Origin of the sequence: Arthrobacter hankyongi, from assembly GCF_022012395.1 — a bacterium.
GTDB classification, from domain to species: Bacteria; Actinomycetota; Actinomycetes; order Actinomycetales; family Micrococcaceae; genus Crystallibacter; species Crystallibacter hankyongi.
Genome location: NZ_JAKLTQ010000021.1, coordinates 53,939 through 71,968, shown reverse-complemented (window position 1 = coordinate 71,968; position 18,030 = coordinate 53,939). Strand labels below are relative to the sequence as shown.

Below are 18,030 nucleotides of genomic sequence, written 5' to 3'. Positions count from 1 at the left end.
GTGCAGCATACTGGAGCCATGCCTGCATCATCTTCGGAACCGGCGGCGCCCCGGATAGGAATCCCGGAACTGCCGGATCTGGCGGACGCCCTGGGGAACCCCGAACCGAGGCAGGAGTACGAGGCCGTGCGGTTCGGGGGCATTAGCGGTACGTTTCTCGACGCCACGCGGTGCGCGTTCTATGAATGCAGCATCGAGCACCTCAGCGTCGGGACCCTGGTGACCGCGCCTGCGGCGTTCGTCGACGTCGCGGTGGCCGGTCCGGACGCTATCTCCTGGACCGCCCCGTCCTCGCGCTGGCGCCGGGCGGAGATCACCCAGGGCAGGATCGGGTCGTTGGATTTTGCCGGGGCCACCCTCGACAGCGTCCGATTCGCCGGCGTCAGGTTCGGGCACGCGAATTTCCGTGCGGCCACGCTGACCGACGTCGAATTCCTCGACTGCACCTTCGAGTCCCTGGACCTGGCCGGCGCGGTCCCGGCCAGGGTTGGCTTTCGCTCCTGCCGGGCCGGCGAGGCGGAGCTGAGCGGCTGCAGCGGGGCGGACCTGGACCTGCGGGGATTGGATTTCGAGGCCGTGGAGGGTCTTGCCACGGCCCGCGGCGCCACCATATCCGCCGTCCAGCTCGCCCTGGCGGCACCGGTGCTGGCACGCGCGGCCGGGCTGCGGGTGCTGGACTAGCCCCGGGGCCATTCACCGGGGGCAGGAAATCGTGAGACAATGGGAACCGAGACCCGGTCGGGTTCGTGTTTCAGATAGTATTTCCCCAATCTTCACGGATACGGGAATACCTGTACCGCGGCACAGGTTCTGCATTGCAGACCCTGCGTCCGCGGAACGATTTTGAATCAAACACGGACTTGACAGGGTCATAGTGGTGTTACCCGCAGGTAGCTCCACAGAACGCCGTATGAAAGGTTCTCTGTGTCACCCGACAAGAAGACTGCAGCAGCTCCTGCTGAGGAGACTGCAACCTCTGCGACAACGTCGTCGACCCAGACCGCGGGCGCCAAGCAGACCGCCCGGTCCGGAGCCAAGGGCCGTGCGGCCGCTGGACCGGAGGAGGCTCCCAAGCGCCGCGGGCGCAAGCCTGGTGCCGCCGCCGCCAAGAAGGGCTCGTCCAAGGCTGCCGAAACCGAAGAGGAAGCCGATGAGCTCGAGGACGAGAATCTGGACGCAGAGCCGGATCTGAGCGAAGTCGAGGAAGTCGAGGTAGCCGAGGACACCGAGGAGGAGACCCCGGCCAAGAAGGCTTCCGAGACCGGCACCGGCTTCGTCTACTCCGATGCCAGCGACGACGACGCTCCCGCCCAGCAGGTCGTCTCGGCCGGTGCTACCGCGGACCCGGTCAAGGACTACCTGAAGCAGATCGGCAAGGTCGCGCTGCTCAACGCCGAGCAGGAAGTGGACCTGGCCCTGAAGATCGAGGCCGGCCTGTTCGCCGAGGAGAAGCTGGCCAAGGACGACGGCAGCATGGAAACCCGGATGCGCCGGGACCTGGAGCAGATCGTCCACGAGGGCAAGCGGGCCAAGAACCACCTGCTCGAGGCCAACCTGCGCCTGGTCGTCTCGCTGGCCAAGCGGTACACCGGCCGCGGCATGCTCTTCCTGGACCTGATCCAGGAAGGCAACCTGGGCCTGATCCGCGCGGTCGAAAAGTTTGACTACACCAAGGGCTTCAAGTTCTCCACCTACGCCACCTGGTGGATCCGCCAGGCCATCACCCGCGCCATGGCGGACCAGGCCCGCACCATCCGCATCCCGGTGCACATGGTCGAGGTCATCAACAAGCTGGCCCGCGTCCAGCGCCAGATGCTCCAGGACCTGGGCCGCGAGCCCACCCCGGAGGAGCTGGCCCTGGAGCTGGACATGACTCCCGAGAAGGTTGTCGAGGTCCAGAAGTACGGCCGCGAGCCGATTTCGCTGCACACTCCGCTGGGCGAAGACGGTGATTCCGAGTTCGGTGATCTGATCGAGGACTCGGAGGCTGTTGTCCCGGCGGACGCGGTCAGCTTCACCCTGCTGCAGGAGCAGCTGCACTCGGTGCTGGACACCCTCTCCGAACGCGAGGCCGGGGTGGTGGCCATGCGCTTCGGGCTGACCGACGGACAGCCGAAGACTTTAGACGAAATCGGCAAGGTCTACGGCGTGACCCGCGAACGCATCCGCCAGATCGAATCCAAGACCATGTCCAAGCTGCGCCACCCTTCGCGGTCGCAGGTGCTCCGGGACTACCTGGACTAGGCAGGCCAGCGGCTCCGGTAGCCGGCCGCACCTTGGACAAGGCGGTGCCCCTTTCCCCGCTGGGAGGAAGGGGCACCGCCTTTTTGCTGCCGGTGGTCCCGGAGGACAGGTGCGTGCCCGGAACACGTGTGAAGGAGGGGACCGGATCTCCGGTCCCCTCCTTCACAGGCTTGTTATTTGGCTATCCCGCGGCGATCGTCCGCAGGGTGGGGCGGAAGCCCCCGGACCCTAGTCGTCGGCCAGCGCCGGGCTCTTCTCCTGCAGCCGGCCGGTCTCGTCCTGCCATTCGGCGGCAATTGGGCGCAGCTGCGCTTCGTGCTGGCGGGCGTGGTGGCCGCAGAAGAGCAGTTCCCCGGAGCCCAGCACAACGCGGACGTAGGCCTGGGCTCCACAGCGGTCGCAACGGTCCATAGCGCTTAGTTCGCGGGTGGCTACTGCTGTTGTCATGACGACCTCCTTCAAGTGCGTATGCCTATATAACCACCCGGAGGCCGGAAACCTTCACGGGAACGGCCCCACTTTCGCTCTACGCGTATTCGCCGTCAGCCCCGGGCCGCGGAACTGTGACCGACGCGCTGGACCGCCTGTGCATCCGGGCGCGGCAAGGGGGACTAGCCTAGTAGTGGCCTGCTGTCCGTTTCAGCACGCCGCCCCGGGGCCTGCCATTGCGGTCCCCACACCCGCTATAAGGAGCAGCTTTACCCGTGACGCCACCGAGTTCCGACTACACTGCCCGGCACCTGTCCGTTCTGGAAGGCCTGGAGGCCGTGCGCAAACGGCCCGGCATGTACATCGGGTCCACGGATTCGCGCGGCCTGATGCACTGCCTGTGGGAAATCATCGACAACTCGGTCGATGAGGCCCTGGCCGGCTTCGGGCAGAACATCAAGATCATCCTGCACCCGGACGGCTCGGTGGAGATCCACGACGACGGCCGCGGCATTCCCGTCGACGTCGAGCCGAAGACCGGGCTGAGCGGCGTCGAGGTGGTCTTTACCAAACTGCACGCCGGCGGCAAATTCGGCGGCGGCTCCTACACGGCCTCCGGCGGTCTGCACGGCGTGGGCGCCAGCGTGGTCAACGCGCTCTCGGCCAGGCTTGACGTACAGGTGGACCGCGGCGGGAAGACCTACCAGATGAGCTTCCGGCGCGGCGAGCCGGGCAACTTCGCCGATCCCGGCAAGAACCTCAGCCCGGAGTCGTCCTTCGAGCCGTTCGTGGACAGCTCGCGGCTCGCCGTCGTCGGAACCGCCAAGCGCGGGGTGACCGGGACGCGGATCCGGTACTGGGCGGACCGGCAGATCTTCACCCAGGATGCCAAGTTTTCCTACGAGGAACTGCAGGCCCGCGCACGGCAGACGTCCTTCCTGGTGCCGGGCCTGCGCCTGACGCTGCGGGACGAGCGGCGGCTGCCCGGAACCGCCGGCGAAGAGGGGCCGGTGGAGGAGGTCTTCCACCACGACGGCGGGATCTCCGAGTTCGTCGAATTCCTCGCCGCGGACAGCGCGGTCACCGATGTCTGGCGCCTGCACGGTGCGGGCAAGTTCAAGGAGACCGTGCCGGTGCTGGACGAGAAGGGCCACAGCCGGATTGCCGAGGTGGAGCGCGACTGCGAGGTCGACGTGGCGCTGCGATGGGGCGTGGGCTATGACACCAACGTGCGCAGCTTCGTGAACATCATCGCCACGCCCAAGGGCGGCACGCACCAGAGCGGCTTCGAACAGGCGCTGCTGAAGACGTTCCGCAAGGTCATCGAGGCCAATGCCCGCAAGCTGAAGGCAGGCAACGACAAGATCGAGAAGGACGATGTGTTCGCGGGGCTGACCGCCGTGCTCACGGTGCGCCTGGCCGAGCCGCAGTTCGAGGGCCAGACCAAGGAGATCCTCGGGACCTCCGCGGTCCGCGCCATCGTCTCCCGCGTGGTGGAGAAGGAGATCACCGCGAAGCTGAACTCCACGGCGCGCTCGGACAAGGCCCAGTCCGCGCTGCTGCTGGAGAAGGTCGTCAACGAGATGAAGTCCCGCATCTCCGCCCGCGTGCACAAGGAGACGCAGCGCCGGAAGAACGCGCTGGAAACCTCGACCATGCCGGCCAAGCTGCTGGACTGCCGCACCAACGAGGTGGGACGTTCCGAGCTGTTCATCGTCGAGGGCGACAGCGCGCTCGGCACCGCACGGCTGGCCCGGTCCTCGGAGAACCAGGCCCTGTTGCCGATCCGCGGCAAGATCCTCAACGTGCAGAAGGCATCGGTGGGGGACATGCTCTCCAATGCCGAGTGCGCCGCGCTGATCCAGGTGGTCGGGGCCGGGTCGGGGCGCAGCTTCCAGCTGGACGCGGCCCGTTACGGCAAGGTGATCCTGATGACGGACGCCGACGTCGACGGCGCGCACATCCGCACGCTGCTGCTGACGCTGTTCTTCCGCTACATGCGTCCGATGGTCGAGGCCGGCCGGGTGTACGCTGCCGTTCCGCCGCTGCACCGGGTGGAAGTGATCAATCCCGGTGCCAAGGCCAACGAGATGATCTATACCTATTCCGACGCCGAACTGGTGCAGCTGCTGGCCACGCTCGAAAAGGACGGGCGCAGGTACAAGGAACCGATCCAGCGTTACAAGGGCCTGGGCGAGATGGACGCGGACCAGCTGGCGGAGACGACCATGGAACCGCGCCACCGGACACTGCGCCGGGTGCGGATCGAGGATGCCGAGGCTGCCGAGCGTGCCTTCGACCTGTTGATGGGGTCGGACGTGGCCCCGCGCAAGGAGTTCATCATCGCCGGCGCCGCCATGCTGGACCGGGAGCGGATCGACGCCTGACGCCCCCACCCCACCCCGATCGACTGGACCGATAACTCCCTTTTCACCACTGGGAAGGGCGTTATTTGTCGAGTCGATGCGGGGTGGGTGGGGAGGCTGGATGGGGTGGTTGGGCGCGGGCGGGCCCGGTCAGGTGCGTTCGAGCAGGACCATGACCTCGTAGTGTGCGGACTGCGGGAACATGTCCAGCACCCGGGCGCGCTGCGCGGTGAATGAGGGCATGGCTGCCAGATCGCGGGCCAGGGACACCGCGTTGCAGCTGGAATAGACCACGTGCTGCACGGAGGAGGACTCCAGCCAGCCGCTCAGCTCGCGGCCGATGCCCCGCCGCGGCGGATTGACGATCACCAGGTCCGGTTCCGCCTCCGCCGCCAGGGCGAACGCGGTGGCGTCGCCGGTCTGGAAACGTACCCGGTCCAAGCCTGCCTCCCGGCTGCTCAGTTCGGCGCTGGCCACGGCCTCCGGGCTGGTTTCGATGCCGACGACGTCCCGCGACCCGGCAGCGCAGTGCAGGGCGAAGCCGCCCACCCCGCAGTACAGGTCCCAGACCGACGACGGCGCGAGCTCCTCGACCCACGCCCGCCCCTGGCGGTAGAGCTCGGCAGCAATGGCGGTGTTGGTCTGGAAAAAGCTCTGCGGGCGCAGATGCAGGTCCAGTCCGTTGAGTCCCATCCGCAGCGTGGATTGTTCGGTGAGCAGGATTTCGCGCTCGCCTTCGACCACTGCCTTGTGCTCGGGATGCAGGTTGACCGAGACCACCTTCAGCTGCGGCAGCGCCTGCAGCAGTGCAGGCAGGTGGCCGCGGATGCGCCCAACGAGCTGCTCGGAGCGCAGCACCAGGCGCAGCATCAGTTCGCCATCCGGCGATTCGGTCACGATCAGGTACTTGAGCTCGCCGCTGCGCCGCGGGACGTCGTAGGGCGTGAGCCGGGCCTGCCGGATGAACGCAGCCAGTACCGGGAAGACGGCCTGCAGCCCCGGCGCGCACAGGCCGCAGCCGCTGAGGTCCACGCCCCGGCCCTGGTCATCGAGAATGCCGATGGTCGGGTTCCGGCTGGTGCCGCCGACCACCATCTTGGCCTTGTTGCGGAAGCCCGCCTCGCGGCTGGCAGCCGGCGGCAGCCACTGCAGGTCCGGGTAGCCGGCCAGCAGCGTGCGGCAGTGCAGCTCTTTCCCGGCCAGCTGCTCAGGATAGGGACGGTCGAGCAGTGTGCAGGAGCGGCAGCGGCCGGCATCGAAATAGGAACATTGCATGACCGGTCAATTCTACCGGGCCGTCACCGCGCTGCCGCGGGCGGGCCTTAGCCGGCCAGGCCGGGGGCGATGAGCAGGATGGTGGGCACCGAGAGCAGCAGCAGAGCGACGAGCGCCACCAAATATTGAGCGGCAGTGGACAGTGCCGGCTGCGGCGTGAGCAGGCGGCGCAGCCGGTGGGCGGTGCTCAGCGCGTCGCTTTCCGCGCCGCCGGGCAGGCCCGCGCCCGCGGGATCGGCGGTTCCGGCGGGCCGCTCGCCGGAGGCGACGACGGCGATGGCGCGGATCAGGGTCTCCCGCCGGGCGGTGTGCAGGGCGGCGTCGTCGGCCAGCATTTCGGTCAGCTCGCTGACCGCGCGCTGGGCGAGCTGGGAAGTGGGCAGCCACGGCAGCGCGGTCCGCCAGGCGGCGAAGGCCAGCAGCAGCAGGTCGTGGCGCTGGGCCAGATGCGCACGCTCGTGCGTCATGACCGCGTCCAGTTCCGCCGGCGAGAGCAGCTCGAGCAGGCCCTCGGAGAGCACCGTCACCGACCCCTCGCCGCCGGGCAGGCAATAGGCTACGGGCGCCGGATGGCTGATCACCAAGGTGGCCGGGGAATGCTCTGCGGGTGAGCTGAGCAGGTTGAGCAGGTCCCGGTGCCGGTTGCGCTGCTTGCGGATGCGCAGGTAGGTCAGCAGCAGGGTGAAGACCAGGTGGACGGTCAGCAGCAGGGCGGCGCTGAGCGCGAACACGTGGACGGGATCCAGCCCGCTATCGGCGGGGTTGTTGTCGAATATCAGCGCGGCCAGGCCGCGCAGGCCTGCCAGCAGGTTGTCCCCGAGCGGGACCAGCCCCCAGGTCAGCATGGCCCCGATCATGGACAGCCCGCCGGCCAGCGCGATCGCCTGCCAGAGCAGCAGCGCCGCCCCGGGGGCGCGCGCGGTCCACCGGGCCTTGGAGAGCATGACCGGCACCGGCCAGGCCAGGATGACGGCCAGTGCGGCCAACAGGTAGGAGGCCCAGAACATCCGGAGGCTAGCCGGCGAGGAGCTTGCGCAGTGTCTCGGCTTCCTGCTCGGTGACGGTGCCGATGAAGCGGGCCAGCACGGCCTCGCGGTCCGGGGCGGCGCCCAGCACCTCATGCATCAGTTCGACCGTGTGTTCCTCGCGGCTGGTCACAGCCCGGTAGCGGTGCGGGCGGATGTCGCGCTCGCGGCGGACCAGGCCCTTCTTTTCCAGGCGGGAGAGCACCGTGAGCACGGTGGTGACCGCCAGTTCCTTGCCGTCGGCGGAGTTGCCGCTGCGGGCCAGCCGGTCACGCAGGGTGTTTGCCGTGATCGCGGCATCCTCTGCAGTGGCGGTGTCGATCTGGGTCCACAGCAACTCCATGACTGCGCGCTCCAGTTCGCCGAGAGTGGCCATGTATTTCCTCCGTCTACCCCAAGTGCTTGTTTGCATTATTGCGTGGCTCAACGGCGGCACCTACCCCTGGCCCCGCCGTCACTATCCAATTTACAGCCTCCGGGGAAATTGTTCTACAGTACGTAGAAGTAAATGTTTCTACATGCTGTAGAAATCGGATTGGGGTGGCCGTACCGTTCCGGACGGCCCGACTGAAGGGCAGTTGAGTGGAAGCTCTCGAGATTGCTCGGTGGCAGTTCGGCATCACCACCGTGTACCACTTCCTGATGGTGCCGCTGACCATTGGACTAGGGCTTGTCGTGGCCTCGCTGCAGACGATGTGGTTCGTCACCGGGCGCGAACAGTACCTGCGCATGACCAAGTTCTGGGGCAAGCTGTTCCTGATCAACTTCATCATGGGCGTGGCCACCGGCCTGGTCCAGGAATTCCAGTTCGGCATGGCCTGGAGCGAATACAGCCGCTTCGTCGGCGATGTCTTCGGCGCCCCGCTGGCGATGGAGTCCCTGCTGGCCTTCTTCACCGAATCCATCTTCCTGGGCCTGTGGATCTTCGGCTGGAAGCGGCTGCCCAAGCCCGTGCACCTGCTGAGCATCTGGGCCGCGACCCTGGCCTCGCTCGCCTCGGCCTACTTCATCCTCGCGGCCAACTCGTGGATGCAGCACCCGGTGGGCGTGGAGCTGGTCGACGGTAGGGCGGTGATGACCGATGTCTGGGCGGTGCTGACGAACAACACCCTGCTGGTGGCCTTCCCGCACACCCTCTTCGGCGCCTTCTCGGTGGCCGGCGGCTTCCTGCTCGGCATCGCCTGGTACCACCTGTACAAGCGGCGCCGCGACGGCATCGACACCGTGGATGCCGCCGGCAAGGTGGTCGTCGGCTCGAACCCGGCCATCGGCCGGGACCGCACGGACCACAAAGTCTGGCTGCAGTCGCTGCGGATCGGCGCCGTCGTCGCGCTGATCTCCTTCGCCGGGGTCTCGCTCACCGGCGACCTGCAGGCCAAGCTGATGTTCCAGCAGCAGCCGATGAAGATGGCCGCGGCCGAAGCCGCCTGCCACGACGGCACCGGTTTCTCGGTGCTCTCCATCGGCGACATCGGCTCGCGCAACTGCGACGACGTCAAGGCCGTCGTCGAACTGCCCGGCCTGCTGTCGTTCCTCGCCAACGGCGACTTCCACACCGACGTCAAGGGCGTCAATACGCTCATTCCGGAATACCAGCAGAAGTACGGATCCGTCCTGCCGGACGACCCCGCCTACGGCGAGCGCGCCGGACAGCCGGTCCAGTACGTGCCGGTCATGGCGGTGACTTACTGGGGCTTCCGGATCATGATCACCTTCGGCATGCTCGCGGCCGCCGCGGCAGCGGTGGCTCTGTGGCTGGTGCGCAAGGGCACGGTGCCCGAATCGAAGTGGCTGATGCGGCTGGCCGTGTTCGGGATCCTCGCTCCGTTCGGAGCGAACTCGGCCGGCTGGATCTTCACCGAAATGGGCCGCCAGCCGTTCGTGGTGGCACCGAATCCGGACTTCAGCGGAATCGACAACGTGTTTATGTTCACCGCCGCCGCGGTGTCCCCGGGGGTTTCGCTGGGCGAGCTGGTCTTTTCGGTCAGCGCGTTCACCCTGGTCTACCTGACGCTGCTGGTGGTGGAGGTGCGGCTGCTGGCCGTCTACTGCCGCGGTGGCGTGCCGTCGGCGATGCCGGAGCTGCTGCACCGGGACCGTGAGGACAGTGAAGACCGGGACAGCGACGGCGGCACCGGCGGGAAGGACGACGGCGATGTGCTCGCTTTCGCCTACTGAGGCCGGCCCGGCCCCGACGCTGCCCGCATCCGCCCCGGAACAACTGGAGAACTGACGTGGAATCCCTGCCCACTTTGTGGTTTGTCATCATCGCCTTCTTCTTCACCGGCTACCTCTTCCTCGAAGGCTTCGACCTGGGGGTGGGGATGCTGATGAGGCTGTTCGCCCGCAACGACACCGAGCGCCGCGTGCTGCTGAACACCGTCGGACCGGTGTGGGACGGCAACGAAGTCTGGCTGATTACCGCCGGAGCCATGGTGTTCGCGGCCTTCCCACACTGGTACGCCTCGCTGTTTGCCGGCCTGTACCTGCCGCTGGTACTGGTGCTGCTGGCACTGATCTTCCGCGCCGTCGGCTTCGAGTACCGCGGCAAGGTCCATTCGGACCGCTGGCGGGCCGGCTGGGACTGGGCGATCGCCCTCGGTTCGCTGGTCTCGGCCTTCGGCATCGGCGCCATGCTGGCGCTGACCACCACCGGGCTGCCGCTGAACGCCAATGGCGACCGGGTGGGCGGACCCTTCGCCTGGCTCAACGGCTACGCCGTGCTCGGCGGGCTGGCGGTGGTGGCCTTCTGCCTGGTCCATGCGCTGGCGTTCCTGATGCTCAAGACCGACGGCGAGGTGCGCCACCGGGCGCGCCGGGCCCTGCGGCGCTGGCTGCCCATCGGTCTGGCGCCGTTGGCGCTCTGGGCCATCCTCGTGGTCATGTCCCACGGCAAGACCGGCAGCTGGCTCCTGCTCGCCGTGGCCGTCGCCGGGGCCGTGGCTGCCTGGCTGCTGGCTGGCCGCGGCAAGGAAGGCCCGGCCTTCCTCGGCCTGGGGGTGTTCCTGGTCGCCGGCGCCGGGGCGATCTTCTCCTCGGTGTACCCCACGGTGCTGCCGTCCACGATCGACCCGGCCTTCAACCTGACGGTCGCCAACGCGTCCTCTTCCGACTACACGCTGGGCGTGATGAGCGTGGTCGCGCTGTTCGGCATCCCCGCCGTGCTGGCCTACCAGCTGTACACCTACTGGGTCTTCCGCAAGCGGGTCAGCAGCGTGCACATTCCCGCCGCCCACGCGGTCCTGCCGCAGTGAAACGCGGCCTGGCGGTCAGCCCGGCTGGCAAACGGGCGCTGTACCTGCTCGGTGTACTGGCCGCGGCGAAGGCGGCCGGCCTGGTGCTGCTGGCCGGGGCCGTGGCGGCCGGCATCGCGGGCCTGGCCGCGGGCGGGCCCGACTGGCAGCAGGTGCTGGCCGCCGGCGCGGCCGGAGCCTTGCTGCGCTCGCTCTCGGCCTGGGGCCAGGAGACCGTTGCCCAGCGTGCGGCGGCCAGCGTCAAGCACGAACTGCGGGCCGCGCTCACGGACAAGGTGCTCGACGGCGGCGGAACGGCCGGCGGTTCCGCCGGCCACGGGGCGCTGAGCGTGCTGGCCACCCGGGGCTTGGACGCACTGGACGACTACTACACCAAGTACCTGCCGGCCTTGGTTACCTGCGCCGTCGTGCCGCTGCTGGTGGGGCTGCGGATCCTGGCCGCGGACTGGCTGAGCGCGCTGATCGTGGTGCTGACCATCCCGCTGGTGCCGGTGTTCATGATCCTGATCGGCCTGCACACCGAGGACAAGGCTCGCGAGGCCGCCGCGGCCCTGCACCGGCTCTCCGACCATCTGCTCGAGCTGGCCCGGGGCCTGCCGGTGCTGGTGGGCCTGGGCCGGGCCGAGGCGCAGACCCGCGCGCTGGCCGACGTGGCCCGGGCCTACCGGACGCGCACCATGGCCACCCTGCGCGTGGCCTTTATGTCTTCGCTGGCGCTGGAACTGATCGCGACCCTCTCCGTGGCGCTGGTGGCGGTCTTCATCGGAGTGCGCCTGGTGTACGGGGAGATGGGACTGGAAGCGGGCCTGCTGGCGCTGATCCTGGCCCCTGAGTGCTACCAGCCGCTGCGCGACCTCGGGACCGCCCACCATGCCAGTGAGGACGGGATCGAGGCGCTGCAGCGTACCGGCGAGGTGCTGCGGACCCCGTCCGGACGCGCCCTGGTGCCCACCGGTGCGGACGCCAAGGCCGCGGAGGCACCTGCGGGGGGCACCGCCGTCGTCGTCCGGTCCCTGACGGTCGGCTTCCCGGGGCGCGCCGAACCGGTGGTCCGCGACCTGGACTTCACCGTGCCGGCCGGCAGCATCACCGCACTGGCCGGCCCCAGCGGCACGGGCAAGAGCACCGTGCTGGAAATCCTCGCCGGACTCCGGCGTGCCGGCGACGACGCCGCGATCACCGGCACCGTCAGCGGGATCAGCGCCGGGTCGGTGGCCTGGGTGCCCCAGCATCCCGTCCCGGTGGCGGATACCGTGGCCGCCGAAATTGCCCTGTACGCCGGGCTGGCGGAAGGCCCGCAGGCGCGCGCCGCCGCCGCCCGCGCCCTGGCCCAGGTCAACGCGGCCGGGCTGCTCGACGCGGACACCGGGGCATTGAGCCCGGGGGAGCTGCGCCGGGTGGCCGTGGCCCGGGCCCTGGCCCGCCTGGAGCAGGTGCCCGGCGTCCGGGTGCTGCTGGCGGACGAGCCCACCGCCCACGTGGACGCCGCCTCCGCGCGGGCCATCGAGCGTGCGCTGGCCGGTGTGCGCGGCCGGGCGACCCTCATCCTGGTGGCCCACGACCCGGCCACCGCCGCGCTCGCGGACCAACTGGTCCCGATGGCCGGCCCCCAGACCCCCACCCCGGTTACCCCGGCCGCCCCAGCCACCCCGGCCCCACCCTCCATACCTTTCATCGATTTGCCAGATAACGACCTTTCCAGCCCTGAAAAGGGCGTTATCCGTCAAGTCGATCAGAGTGGGGGCGGCGGGGCGGGGGCCGGGCATTTGAGCCTGTGGCGCAACCTGTCCATGCTGCGGCCGTGGACCTCCCGGTTCGTTGCCGCGTTGTGCTTCGGCCTGGGCGCCACCCTGTTCGCCATCGCGCTGTCCGGGCTGTCCGGCTGGCTGATTGTCGCCGCCAGCGAACAGCCGCCCATCCTGCACCTGATGACGGCGATCGTCGGCGTGCGCTTCTTCGGTATCGGCCGGGCGGTGCTGCGCTACCGCGAGCGGCTGAGCCTGCACGACGCCGTCTTCGAAAGCACCGACCGGCTGCGGGTCCGGCTGTGGAACGGACTGCTGCAGCGGCCCGAGGGCTGGCGGCGGCTGGCCCGCGGCGGCGGTGCCCTGGCGAAGCTGGTTGGCGACGTGGACGAACTGCGCGACGTTGCCCCCCGGGCGGTCTTCGCCCCGCTGGTCGGTGTGCTCACCGCGGCCGCCTCCTGCGCCGCCACGGCGCTGCTGCTGCCGGCCGGACTGGGCTGGCAGCTGCTGCTCGCTCTCGTCGGGGTGCTCGCTGCACCGGCGCTGGCCCGCCGGGCGGACCGGTCCGCACAGGCCGCTGTCGTCGGGCTGAAGGCGCGGTCGCTGACGGCGATGGCCCGGCTGCTGTCCGCGGCTCCGGACCTGGCCGCCAACTCGGCGGCGGGCCCGGTCCGGGACGAGGTGCTCAGGCTGGGGCAGCGCACTACGGCGCTGCTGCGGCGCAGCGCCTGGGCCCAGGGACTGGGGCAGGGGGTGACGGTGCTGGCCTGTTCGCTGTCCGCGCTGGCGATGACGGTCATCGCTGCGGCCGAGGGGACGGCACCGGGGCCGGCCGCCGTCGTCATCCTGATGCAGTTGGCGCTGATCGAACCGTATGCGGCGGTGAACACGGCGGTCCAGCAGTGGGGTGCCTGGCGAGCGCTGGGGGACCGGGCGCTGCCCGAGCTCGGCACCGAGCAGGCCAGCGGATCCGGCGGACCCTCCGGCACAGTGCCCGCCGCTGCCGGCCAGGCCGAACCAGTCGACTCGCTGGCGCTGCACGGGACCACCTACCGCTACCCGGGCCAGCCGGAGCCGGTCTTTGCCGGCCTGGACCTGCAGGTCCGGCGCGGACAGTGGCTCGCGGTGACCGGTCCCTCCGGCAGCGGCAAGTCCACCGTGCTGGGCGTGCTGCTGGGCTTCCTGCTGCCGGAAACCGGCAGCTACCTGGTCAACGGCAGGCCCGGCAGCGCTGCCGGCCGGCTGGCCTGGACCCCGCAGGAGGCCCATCTGTTCAATTCCACGCTCCGGGCGAACCTGCTGCTGGCCCAGAGCCGGCAGGATCCCCCGACGGAGCAGGAACTGCTGGACGCGCTCGAAGCGGTGGGTCTGGGGCCGTTCGTGGCGTCCCTGCCCGAGGGGCTGCAGACGCGGATCGGTCCGGGCGGGCATCACCTCTCCGGCGGGCAGCGCCAGCGGGTGGCCGTGGCGCGAGCCTTGCTCACCCGCGCGGACGTGGTGCTGCTGGACGAGCCGACGGCCCACCTGGACCGTGAGGCCGCCGCCGACCTGCTGGCGGACCTGCACCGGGCGCTTGCCGACAAGGCGGTGGTCCTGGTCACCCACGATCCGCAGGAGGCTGCCGGCTGCACCGGGCAGCTGCGGCTGGGGTCCGCATCCCGGGCGGCTGCACTAGCCTAGGGGCATGACCGACCCGATGCCTCCGGACTACCCGGACCGGGCCCGCACCGGACTGTGCTGGCGCGCGCTGACCCCGGCCGACGTCGAGGCCTGGTACGCGCTGGTCCGCCGCATGGCGGAGGCCGACCAGCCGGTCTGGTCCGAAACCCGCGAGGATCTGGCCGAGTACCTCTCATCCCCGGCCAATGACCCGGCGCTCACCACCGTGGCCGGGTTCGACGGCGCCGGCACGCTGCGCGCCGCCGGCCGCGTCTCGGCCCGCCCGGGATCCGCCGTCGCGCACACCTGGGGCGGCGTGGATCCCGCTTGGCGGCGCCGGGGGATCGGCCGCGCCGTCTACCGCTGGCAGCGCGACTGCCAGCACCGCCGGTTCGCGGCCGCCTGCATCAGCGGCGGCGTGCTGCGCACGATGGCGGAGGAACGGGCCCAGCCGCACAATGCGCTGCTGCGCGCGGCCGGTGCCGGTGTGGTCCGCTACTTCACCGAGATGACCCGCCCGCTCAGCCAGCCGATTCCCGACCTGCCGTTGCCGGCCGGCTTCGTCTTCGCCACGCTGGACCCGGAGGACAGCGAGCCGGTGCGGCTGGCCCACAACGAGGCCTTCGCCGGCCACTGGGGCAGCGAGCCGCGGGATCCGGCGCGGTGGGACTTCACCGTCCGGCATCCGCAGCTGGTGCCGGCGTGGAGCATGTCCGTGCTGGACACCACCACCGGCGAAACGGTTGCCTATCAGCTGGCCAGCTTCGATCCGGAATACCGCCTGCAGTCCGGCTACGACGAGGGCTTCACCGACCTGCTCGGGGTTCGGCCGGCCTGGCGCGGCCGCGGCCTCGCCTCGTCGCTGCTGGCCGAGGCGATGCGGCGTTTCAAGGCCGGCGGCATGGCGCATGCGGGCCTCGGCGTGGACACGGAGAATGCCAGCGGGGCGCTGGCCCTGTACCAGCGGATGGGCTACACACCGACCATCCGGAGCCGGGCCTGGGACTTTCCGCTGGGCTGAGAGCCGAGACGGGGCTGGGGCAGTTCCTGAGATCGTCGCGGACCGGGCCGGCGGACTTTACGCCCCCGCCGGGACGTAAGGTTACCGGCCCGCCGGCCGTTCCGCCGCCGTCGGCATGGCGGCAGCCGCCTGCCAGCCGGTGGCAGGCCTGGGCTTGGCGAAGAAGACCACGATGGCGGCGCCGAGGACGGCGACGGCGGCAGGCAGCAGCAGCGACTGTGCCATCGCTGCCGCGAACCCGTCGTGCAGCACGGCCGGCAGCGTGCCGCCGCCGAAATCGGCCGAACCCCCGGAGCCGGACGGGCCGCCCCCGGACGGGAGCTCGGCCGTCAGCCGGGCCTGCATGAGCACGGCGATCGAGGCGCTGCCGAGGACCGCCCCGACCTGGCGCGTGGTGTTGTAGACGCCGGATCCGGCGCCGGCCTGGCGCGGATCGAGGTTGCGGGTGGCTGTGGTGGAGATCGGGCCCCAGATCCCGGCGTTGGCCAGGCCGAGCACCGCGCTGGGCAGCAGCAGCCAGCCGACACCGGTGTCCGGGGTCATCAGGGCCGTGTACCAGAACAGGCCCGCGGCCAGCAGCAGCATGCCGGCCACCGCGATGTAGCGCGGGTTGACCCGGTCGATCAGCCGGCCGGCGACGGGGGCCAGCGCGCCGGAAATGACGGCCATGGGCACCAGCATCAGCGCCGACTGGGTCGGGGTGAGGCCGCGCACTGTCTGGAAGTAGAAAACCAAAGGCAGCGACATGCCGGTGATGACAAACCCCACGGTGGTGATGGCACCGTTGGCCAGCGAGAAGTTGCGGTCGCGGAACAGGCCCAGCGGCAGCAGGGGCTCCTTCTTGTTGAACGCCTGCCAGAGGACGAACGCGGCGAGCACCGCGAGTCCGGCGATGATCAGGCCCCAGACGCTGACCACGCCGGTGATGGTGCCCCAGTTGTACTTCTGCCCTTCCTGCAGCCCGAAGACCAGCAGGAACATGCCCAGGGCGCTCAGCACGACGCCGGGCAGGTCGAAGCTGTGGCTGTGCGTGGGCAGCGCCGGCACCAGCCGCCAGGCCAGGATGAAGCCCACGAGGCCGACGGGCACATTGATGAAGAAGATCCATTCCCAGCCCAGGCCGTCCACCAGCAGACCGCCGAGGATGGGGCCCACCAGGGTGGCGACGCCGGCCACGGCCCCCCACAGGCCCATGGCAGCCCCGCGCCGGTCCGGCGGGAAGATCCGGGTGATCACCGCCATCGTCTGCGGCGTCATCAGCGACGCGCCGAGGCCCTGGAAAACGCGGGCGGTGATCAGCATGGCGATGTCGGTGGAGAACCCGCACCAGGCCGAAGCGGCGGTGAAGGCCACCAGGCCGGTCAGGTACAGGTTCTTCGGGCCGAACCTGTCGCCCAGCCTCCCGGTGATCAGCAGCGGCACCGCGTAGGCGAGCAGATAGGCGCTGGTGACCCAGATGACCGAGTTGATGTCGGTGTGCAGGCCCTCCAGGATTGCAGGGTTGGCAACCGAGACAATGGTGGTGTCGATCAGGATCATGAAGAATCCGATGACGAGCGACCAGAGCGCCGGCCACGGCTTGAGGGTGTTGTCCACGTGCTGTCCTTCAAAGGTTGGGGGTTGCTGTGCCGGGGTCCAGCGGATGCCGGGAGGCCTACCAGGCCAGGCGGCCGCTGGCGAGGTCCGCGAGGAATGCCTCCAGCCATTCGGTCTCGGCGGCGAGCATGGCCTGCTGGTAACGCATCTCGATCCAATACTTGGCGTCGATGCCGGCGGCCTCAACGCCTGCGATGCCGGCGTCGAAATCCTCCGCCTCGGCCCGCAGCCGGTCCAAGCGGCGGCTGCACAGTTCCACTACCGTGTCCCGGGACAGGTTGTGCGCCTCGCTGAGGGCCTGCGGGAACCGCGGGTACTCGTTGGCCGGGACCGCGAGCAGGGTCCGGAGCTGTTCGTCCAGCAGGGCCCGGCCGGCGGCCGTGATCTCGTAGGTGGTGCGCTCGGGCCGGTTGCCGGCCCGCTGCGTTCCTGTGGCACGCAGGAAGCCCTGCCCGGCGAGGCGGCCGACCGTGTGGTACAGGGAGCCGGGCCGCACCTTCACCACACGCTCCTGGTTTCGCTCCACGAGCAACTGGTACATCTCGTAGGGATGCATCGGCCGCTCGGCCAGCAGCGCCAGTGCCGAGAGGCCCAGCGGGGTCAGCGTCGGGATGGCCGGCACGATGATTCCTCTCCGAATATTCCAGATGGAATATACCTGCCGGGAAGAGCAAGCGGCAACTTGGCTTGTGGGGGACCGTGGGTGCCGGAGGCATCGAGGAGCCGGCGCAAGCGGCAGCCGGCCGCAGTGCGGCGTCCCGGAACCGGCCGGTCCCGGGACGCCGTTCAGGCGCCGACGTCGTACATATGGTGTACCACCTCGTGCAGGAAATACGACCCCAGCGTCGTCACGGTGAATGTGGTCCCGTTGCCGCGCAGTCCCGGCCGCTGCCACTGTCCCGGGGCAACCGTTTCGAAGGCGGCCGCCGCCGCTGTGGCCGCCGCACCGAACTGCCCGGCGACTACCGCGGGATCCTGCTCGCCATAGCGTCCCTGGACCGCCGCGGCGTCCGCATCCCAGTCGCTGAAACCCGGGTTGTCCTGTTCCAGCATCAGGCCCAGCCGGGTACGGAACAGGTCGCAGACATCCCGGACGTGGCAGGCATACTCCAGTGCGGACCAGGTGGCATCATCGGGCCGCTCGCGAGCCTGCGGCCGGGCCAGCACCTGTTGCCAGCGGGGCACCGCCGCGCGCAGGGCCGGGCCCACCGTGGCCGGGGTGACTCCGGCCGGGTCGAACCCGCAGTCGGGGCAGCTGCGCCCGGTCACCCACAGCCAGTCCTTCGTCTCCGGGATGATCCCCACACCGCCAGTCTAGGCCTGGTCCGGCGGCGCGTCCCGGCCTCCTTGCCGGTGTCCCCTCCCGGGCATTTCGTTGCGGGAGGGGACATCGGCCGACCGCTGAGCGGCGGCGAC

The 18,030-nt window shown here is 69.7% G+C and carries 14 protein-coding genes; 7 read left to right on the top strand and 7 right to left on the bottom strand.

Features of this window, described 5'->3' with window-relative positions:
• The first annotated feature begins 18 nt into the window (after positions 1-18).
• Together LVY72_RS20105 and LVY72_RS20100 are read left to right on the top strand one after the other, a co-directional pair.
• Positions 19-681 carry a pentapeptide repeat-containing protein gene (locus tag LVY72_RS20105; protein ID WP_237825829.1) on the top strand — a complete coding sequence of 221 codons (663 nt, stop codon included), beginning with the start codon at positions 19-21 and terminating at the stop codon, positions 679-681.
• 243 nt (positions 682-924) lie between these two features.
• Positions 925-2,244 carry an RNA polymerase sigma factor gene (locus LVY72_RS20100; RefSeq protein ID WP_237825828.1) on the top strand — a complete coding sequence of 440 codons (1,320 nt, stop codon included), beginning with the start codon at positions 925-927 and terminating at the stop codon, positions 2,242-2,244.
• A 228-nt stretch (positions 2,245-2,472) separates the two neighbouring features.
• Here the strand turns inward: LVY72_RS20100 and LVY72_RS20095 are convergent, their stop codons facing one another.
• The gene (locus LVY72_RS20095) at positions 2,473-2,691 is read right to left on the bottom strand and encodes a DUF7455 domain-containing protein (protein ID WP_237825827.1); all 219 of its coding nucleotides are present in this window, start codon (positions 2,689-2,691) and stop codon (positions 2,473-2,475) included.
• Positions 2,692-2,948: 257 nt separating this feature from the next.
• Here LVY72_RS20095 and LVY72_RS20090 point away from each other — a divergent pair, with 257 nt between their 5' ends.
• Positions 2,949-5,060: a DNA gyrase/topoisomerase IV subunit B gene (locus LVY72_RS20090; protein ID WP_237825825.1), complete on the top strand. Its 2,112-nt coding sequence runs from the start codon at positions 2,949-2,951 to the stop codon at positions 5,058-5,060.
• A 129-nt stretch (positions 5,061-5,189) separates the two neighbouring features.
• Here LVY72_RS20090 and rlmC read toward each other — a convergent pair whose 3' ends face one another.
• The 3 genes from rlmC to LVY72_RS20075 are packed head-to-tail and all read right to left on the bottom strand — an operon-like array spanning position 5,190 to position 7,715.
• The gene (gene rlmC / locus LVY72_RS20085; protein WP_237825823.1) at positions 5,190-6,314 is read right to left on the bottom strand and encodes a 23S rRNA (uracil(747)-C(5))-methyltransferase RlmC; all 1,125 of its coding nucleotides are present in this window, start codon (positions 6,312-6,314) and stop codon (positions 5,190-5,192) included.
• 47 nt (positions 6,315-6,361) lie between these two features.
• Entirely contained in the window at positions 6,362-7,321 is a 960-nt protein-coding gene (locus LVY72_RS20080; RefSeq protein WP_237825822.1) for a M56 family metallopeptidase, read from the bottom strand.
• Between the two features lie 7 nt (positions 7,322-7,328).
• Positions 7,329-7,715, bottom strand: a complete 387-nt coding sequence (locus LVY72_RS20075) for a BlaI/MecI/CopY family transcriptional regulator (protein WP_237825821.1) — start codon at positions 7,713-7,715, stop codon at positions 7,329-7,331.
• Positions 7,716-7,921: 206 nt separating this feature from the next.
• Between LVY72_RS20075 and LVY72_RS20070 the strand changes: the two genes are divergently transcribed.
• From LVY72_RS20070 to LVY72_RS20055, 4 genes are read left to right on the top strand one after another with little or no spacing between them, the layout of a single operon-like run.
• A complete protein-coding gene (locus tag LVY72_RS20070; protein ID WP_237825820.1) occupies positions 7,922-9,517 on the top strand; it encodes a cytochrome ubiquinol oxidase subunit I in 1,596 nt (531 codons plus the stop codon).
• A gap of 56 nt (positions 9,518-9,573) precedes the next feature.
• On the top strand, positions 9,574-10,593 hold the full coding sequence (gene cydB / locus LVY72_RS20065; RefSeq protein ID WP_237825819.1) for a cytochrome d ubiquinol oxidase subunit II: 1,020 nt from the start codon (positions 9,574-9,576) through the stop codon (positions 10,591-10,593).
• On the top strand, positions 10,590-14,018 hold the full coding sequence (cydD, locus tag LVY72_RS20060; protein ID WP_237825818.1) for a thiol reductant ABC exporter subunit CydD: 3,429 nt from the start codon (positions 10,590-10,592) through the stop codon (positions 14,016-14,018). Before cydB ends, cydD begins: the two co-directional genes overlap by 4 nt.
• A 4-nt stretch (positions 14,019-14,022) precedes the next feature.
• The gene (locus tag LVY72_RS20055) at positions 14,023-15,018 is read left to right on the top strand and encodes a GNAT family N-acetyltransferase (RefSeq protein WP_237825816.1); all 996 of its coding nucleotides are present in this window, start codon (positions 14,023-14,025) and stop codon (positions 15,016-15,018) included.
• 81 nt (positions 15,019-15,099) lie between these two features.
• Here the strand turns inward: LVY72_RS20055 and LVY72_RS20050 are convergent, their stop codons facing one another.
• The 3 genes from LVY72_RS20050 to LVY72_RS20040 all read right to left on the bottom strand — a co-directional run bounded on the left by LVY72_RS20050 (position 15,100) and on the right by LVY72_RS20040 (position 17,919).
• Entirely contained in the window at positions 15,100-16,614 is a 1,515-nt protein-coding gene (locus tag LVY72_RS20050; protein ID WP_237825801.1) for a DHA2 family efflux MFS transporter permease subunit, read from the bottom strand.
• Between the two features lie 58 nt (positions 16,615-16,672).
• Complete coding sequence (locus LVY72_RS20045) at positions 16,673-17,236, bottom strand: PadR family transcriptional regulator (protein WP_237825796.1); 564 nt, start codon at positions 17,234-17,236, stop codon at positions 16,673-16,675.
• Between the two features lie 164 nt (positions 17,237-17,400).
• On the bottom strand, positions 17,401-17,919 hold the full coding sequence (locus LVY72_RS20040; RefSeq protein ID WP_237825794.1) for a DinB family protein: 519 nt from the start codon (positions 17,917-17,919) through the stop codon (positions 17,401-17,403).
• Positions 17,920-18,030 lie beyond the last annotated feature (111 nt).

What these genes read in the sequence shown, in the direction of transcription:
- LVY72_RS20105 (WP_237825829.1), top strand. Translation starts at nt 19, where the DNA reads ATGCCTGCATCATCTTCGGAACCGGCGGCGCCCCGGATAGGAATCCCG.
- LVY72_RS20095 (WP_237825827.1), bottom strand. Translation starts at nt 2,691, where the DNA reads ATGACAACAGCAGTAGCCACCCGCGAACTAAGCGCTATGGACCGTTGC.
- rlmC (WP_237825823.1), bottom strand. Translation starts at nt 6,314, where the DNA reads ATGCAATGTTCCTATTTCGATGCCGGCCGCTGCCGCTCCTGCACACTG.
- LVY72_RS20080 (WP_237825822.1), bottom strand. Translation starts at nt 7,321, where the DNA reads ATGTTCTGGGCCTCCTACCTGTTGGCCGCACTGGCCGTCATCCTGGCC.
- LVY72_RS20075 (WP_237825821.1), bottom strand. Translation starts at nt 7,715, where the DNA reads ATGGCCACTCTCGGCGAACTGGAGCGCGCAGTCATGGAGTTGCTGTGG.
- LVY72_RS20055 (WP_237825816.1), top strand. Translation starts at nt 14,023, where the DNA reads ATGACCGACCCGATGCCTCCGGACTACCCGGACCGGGCCCGCACCGGA.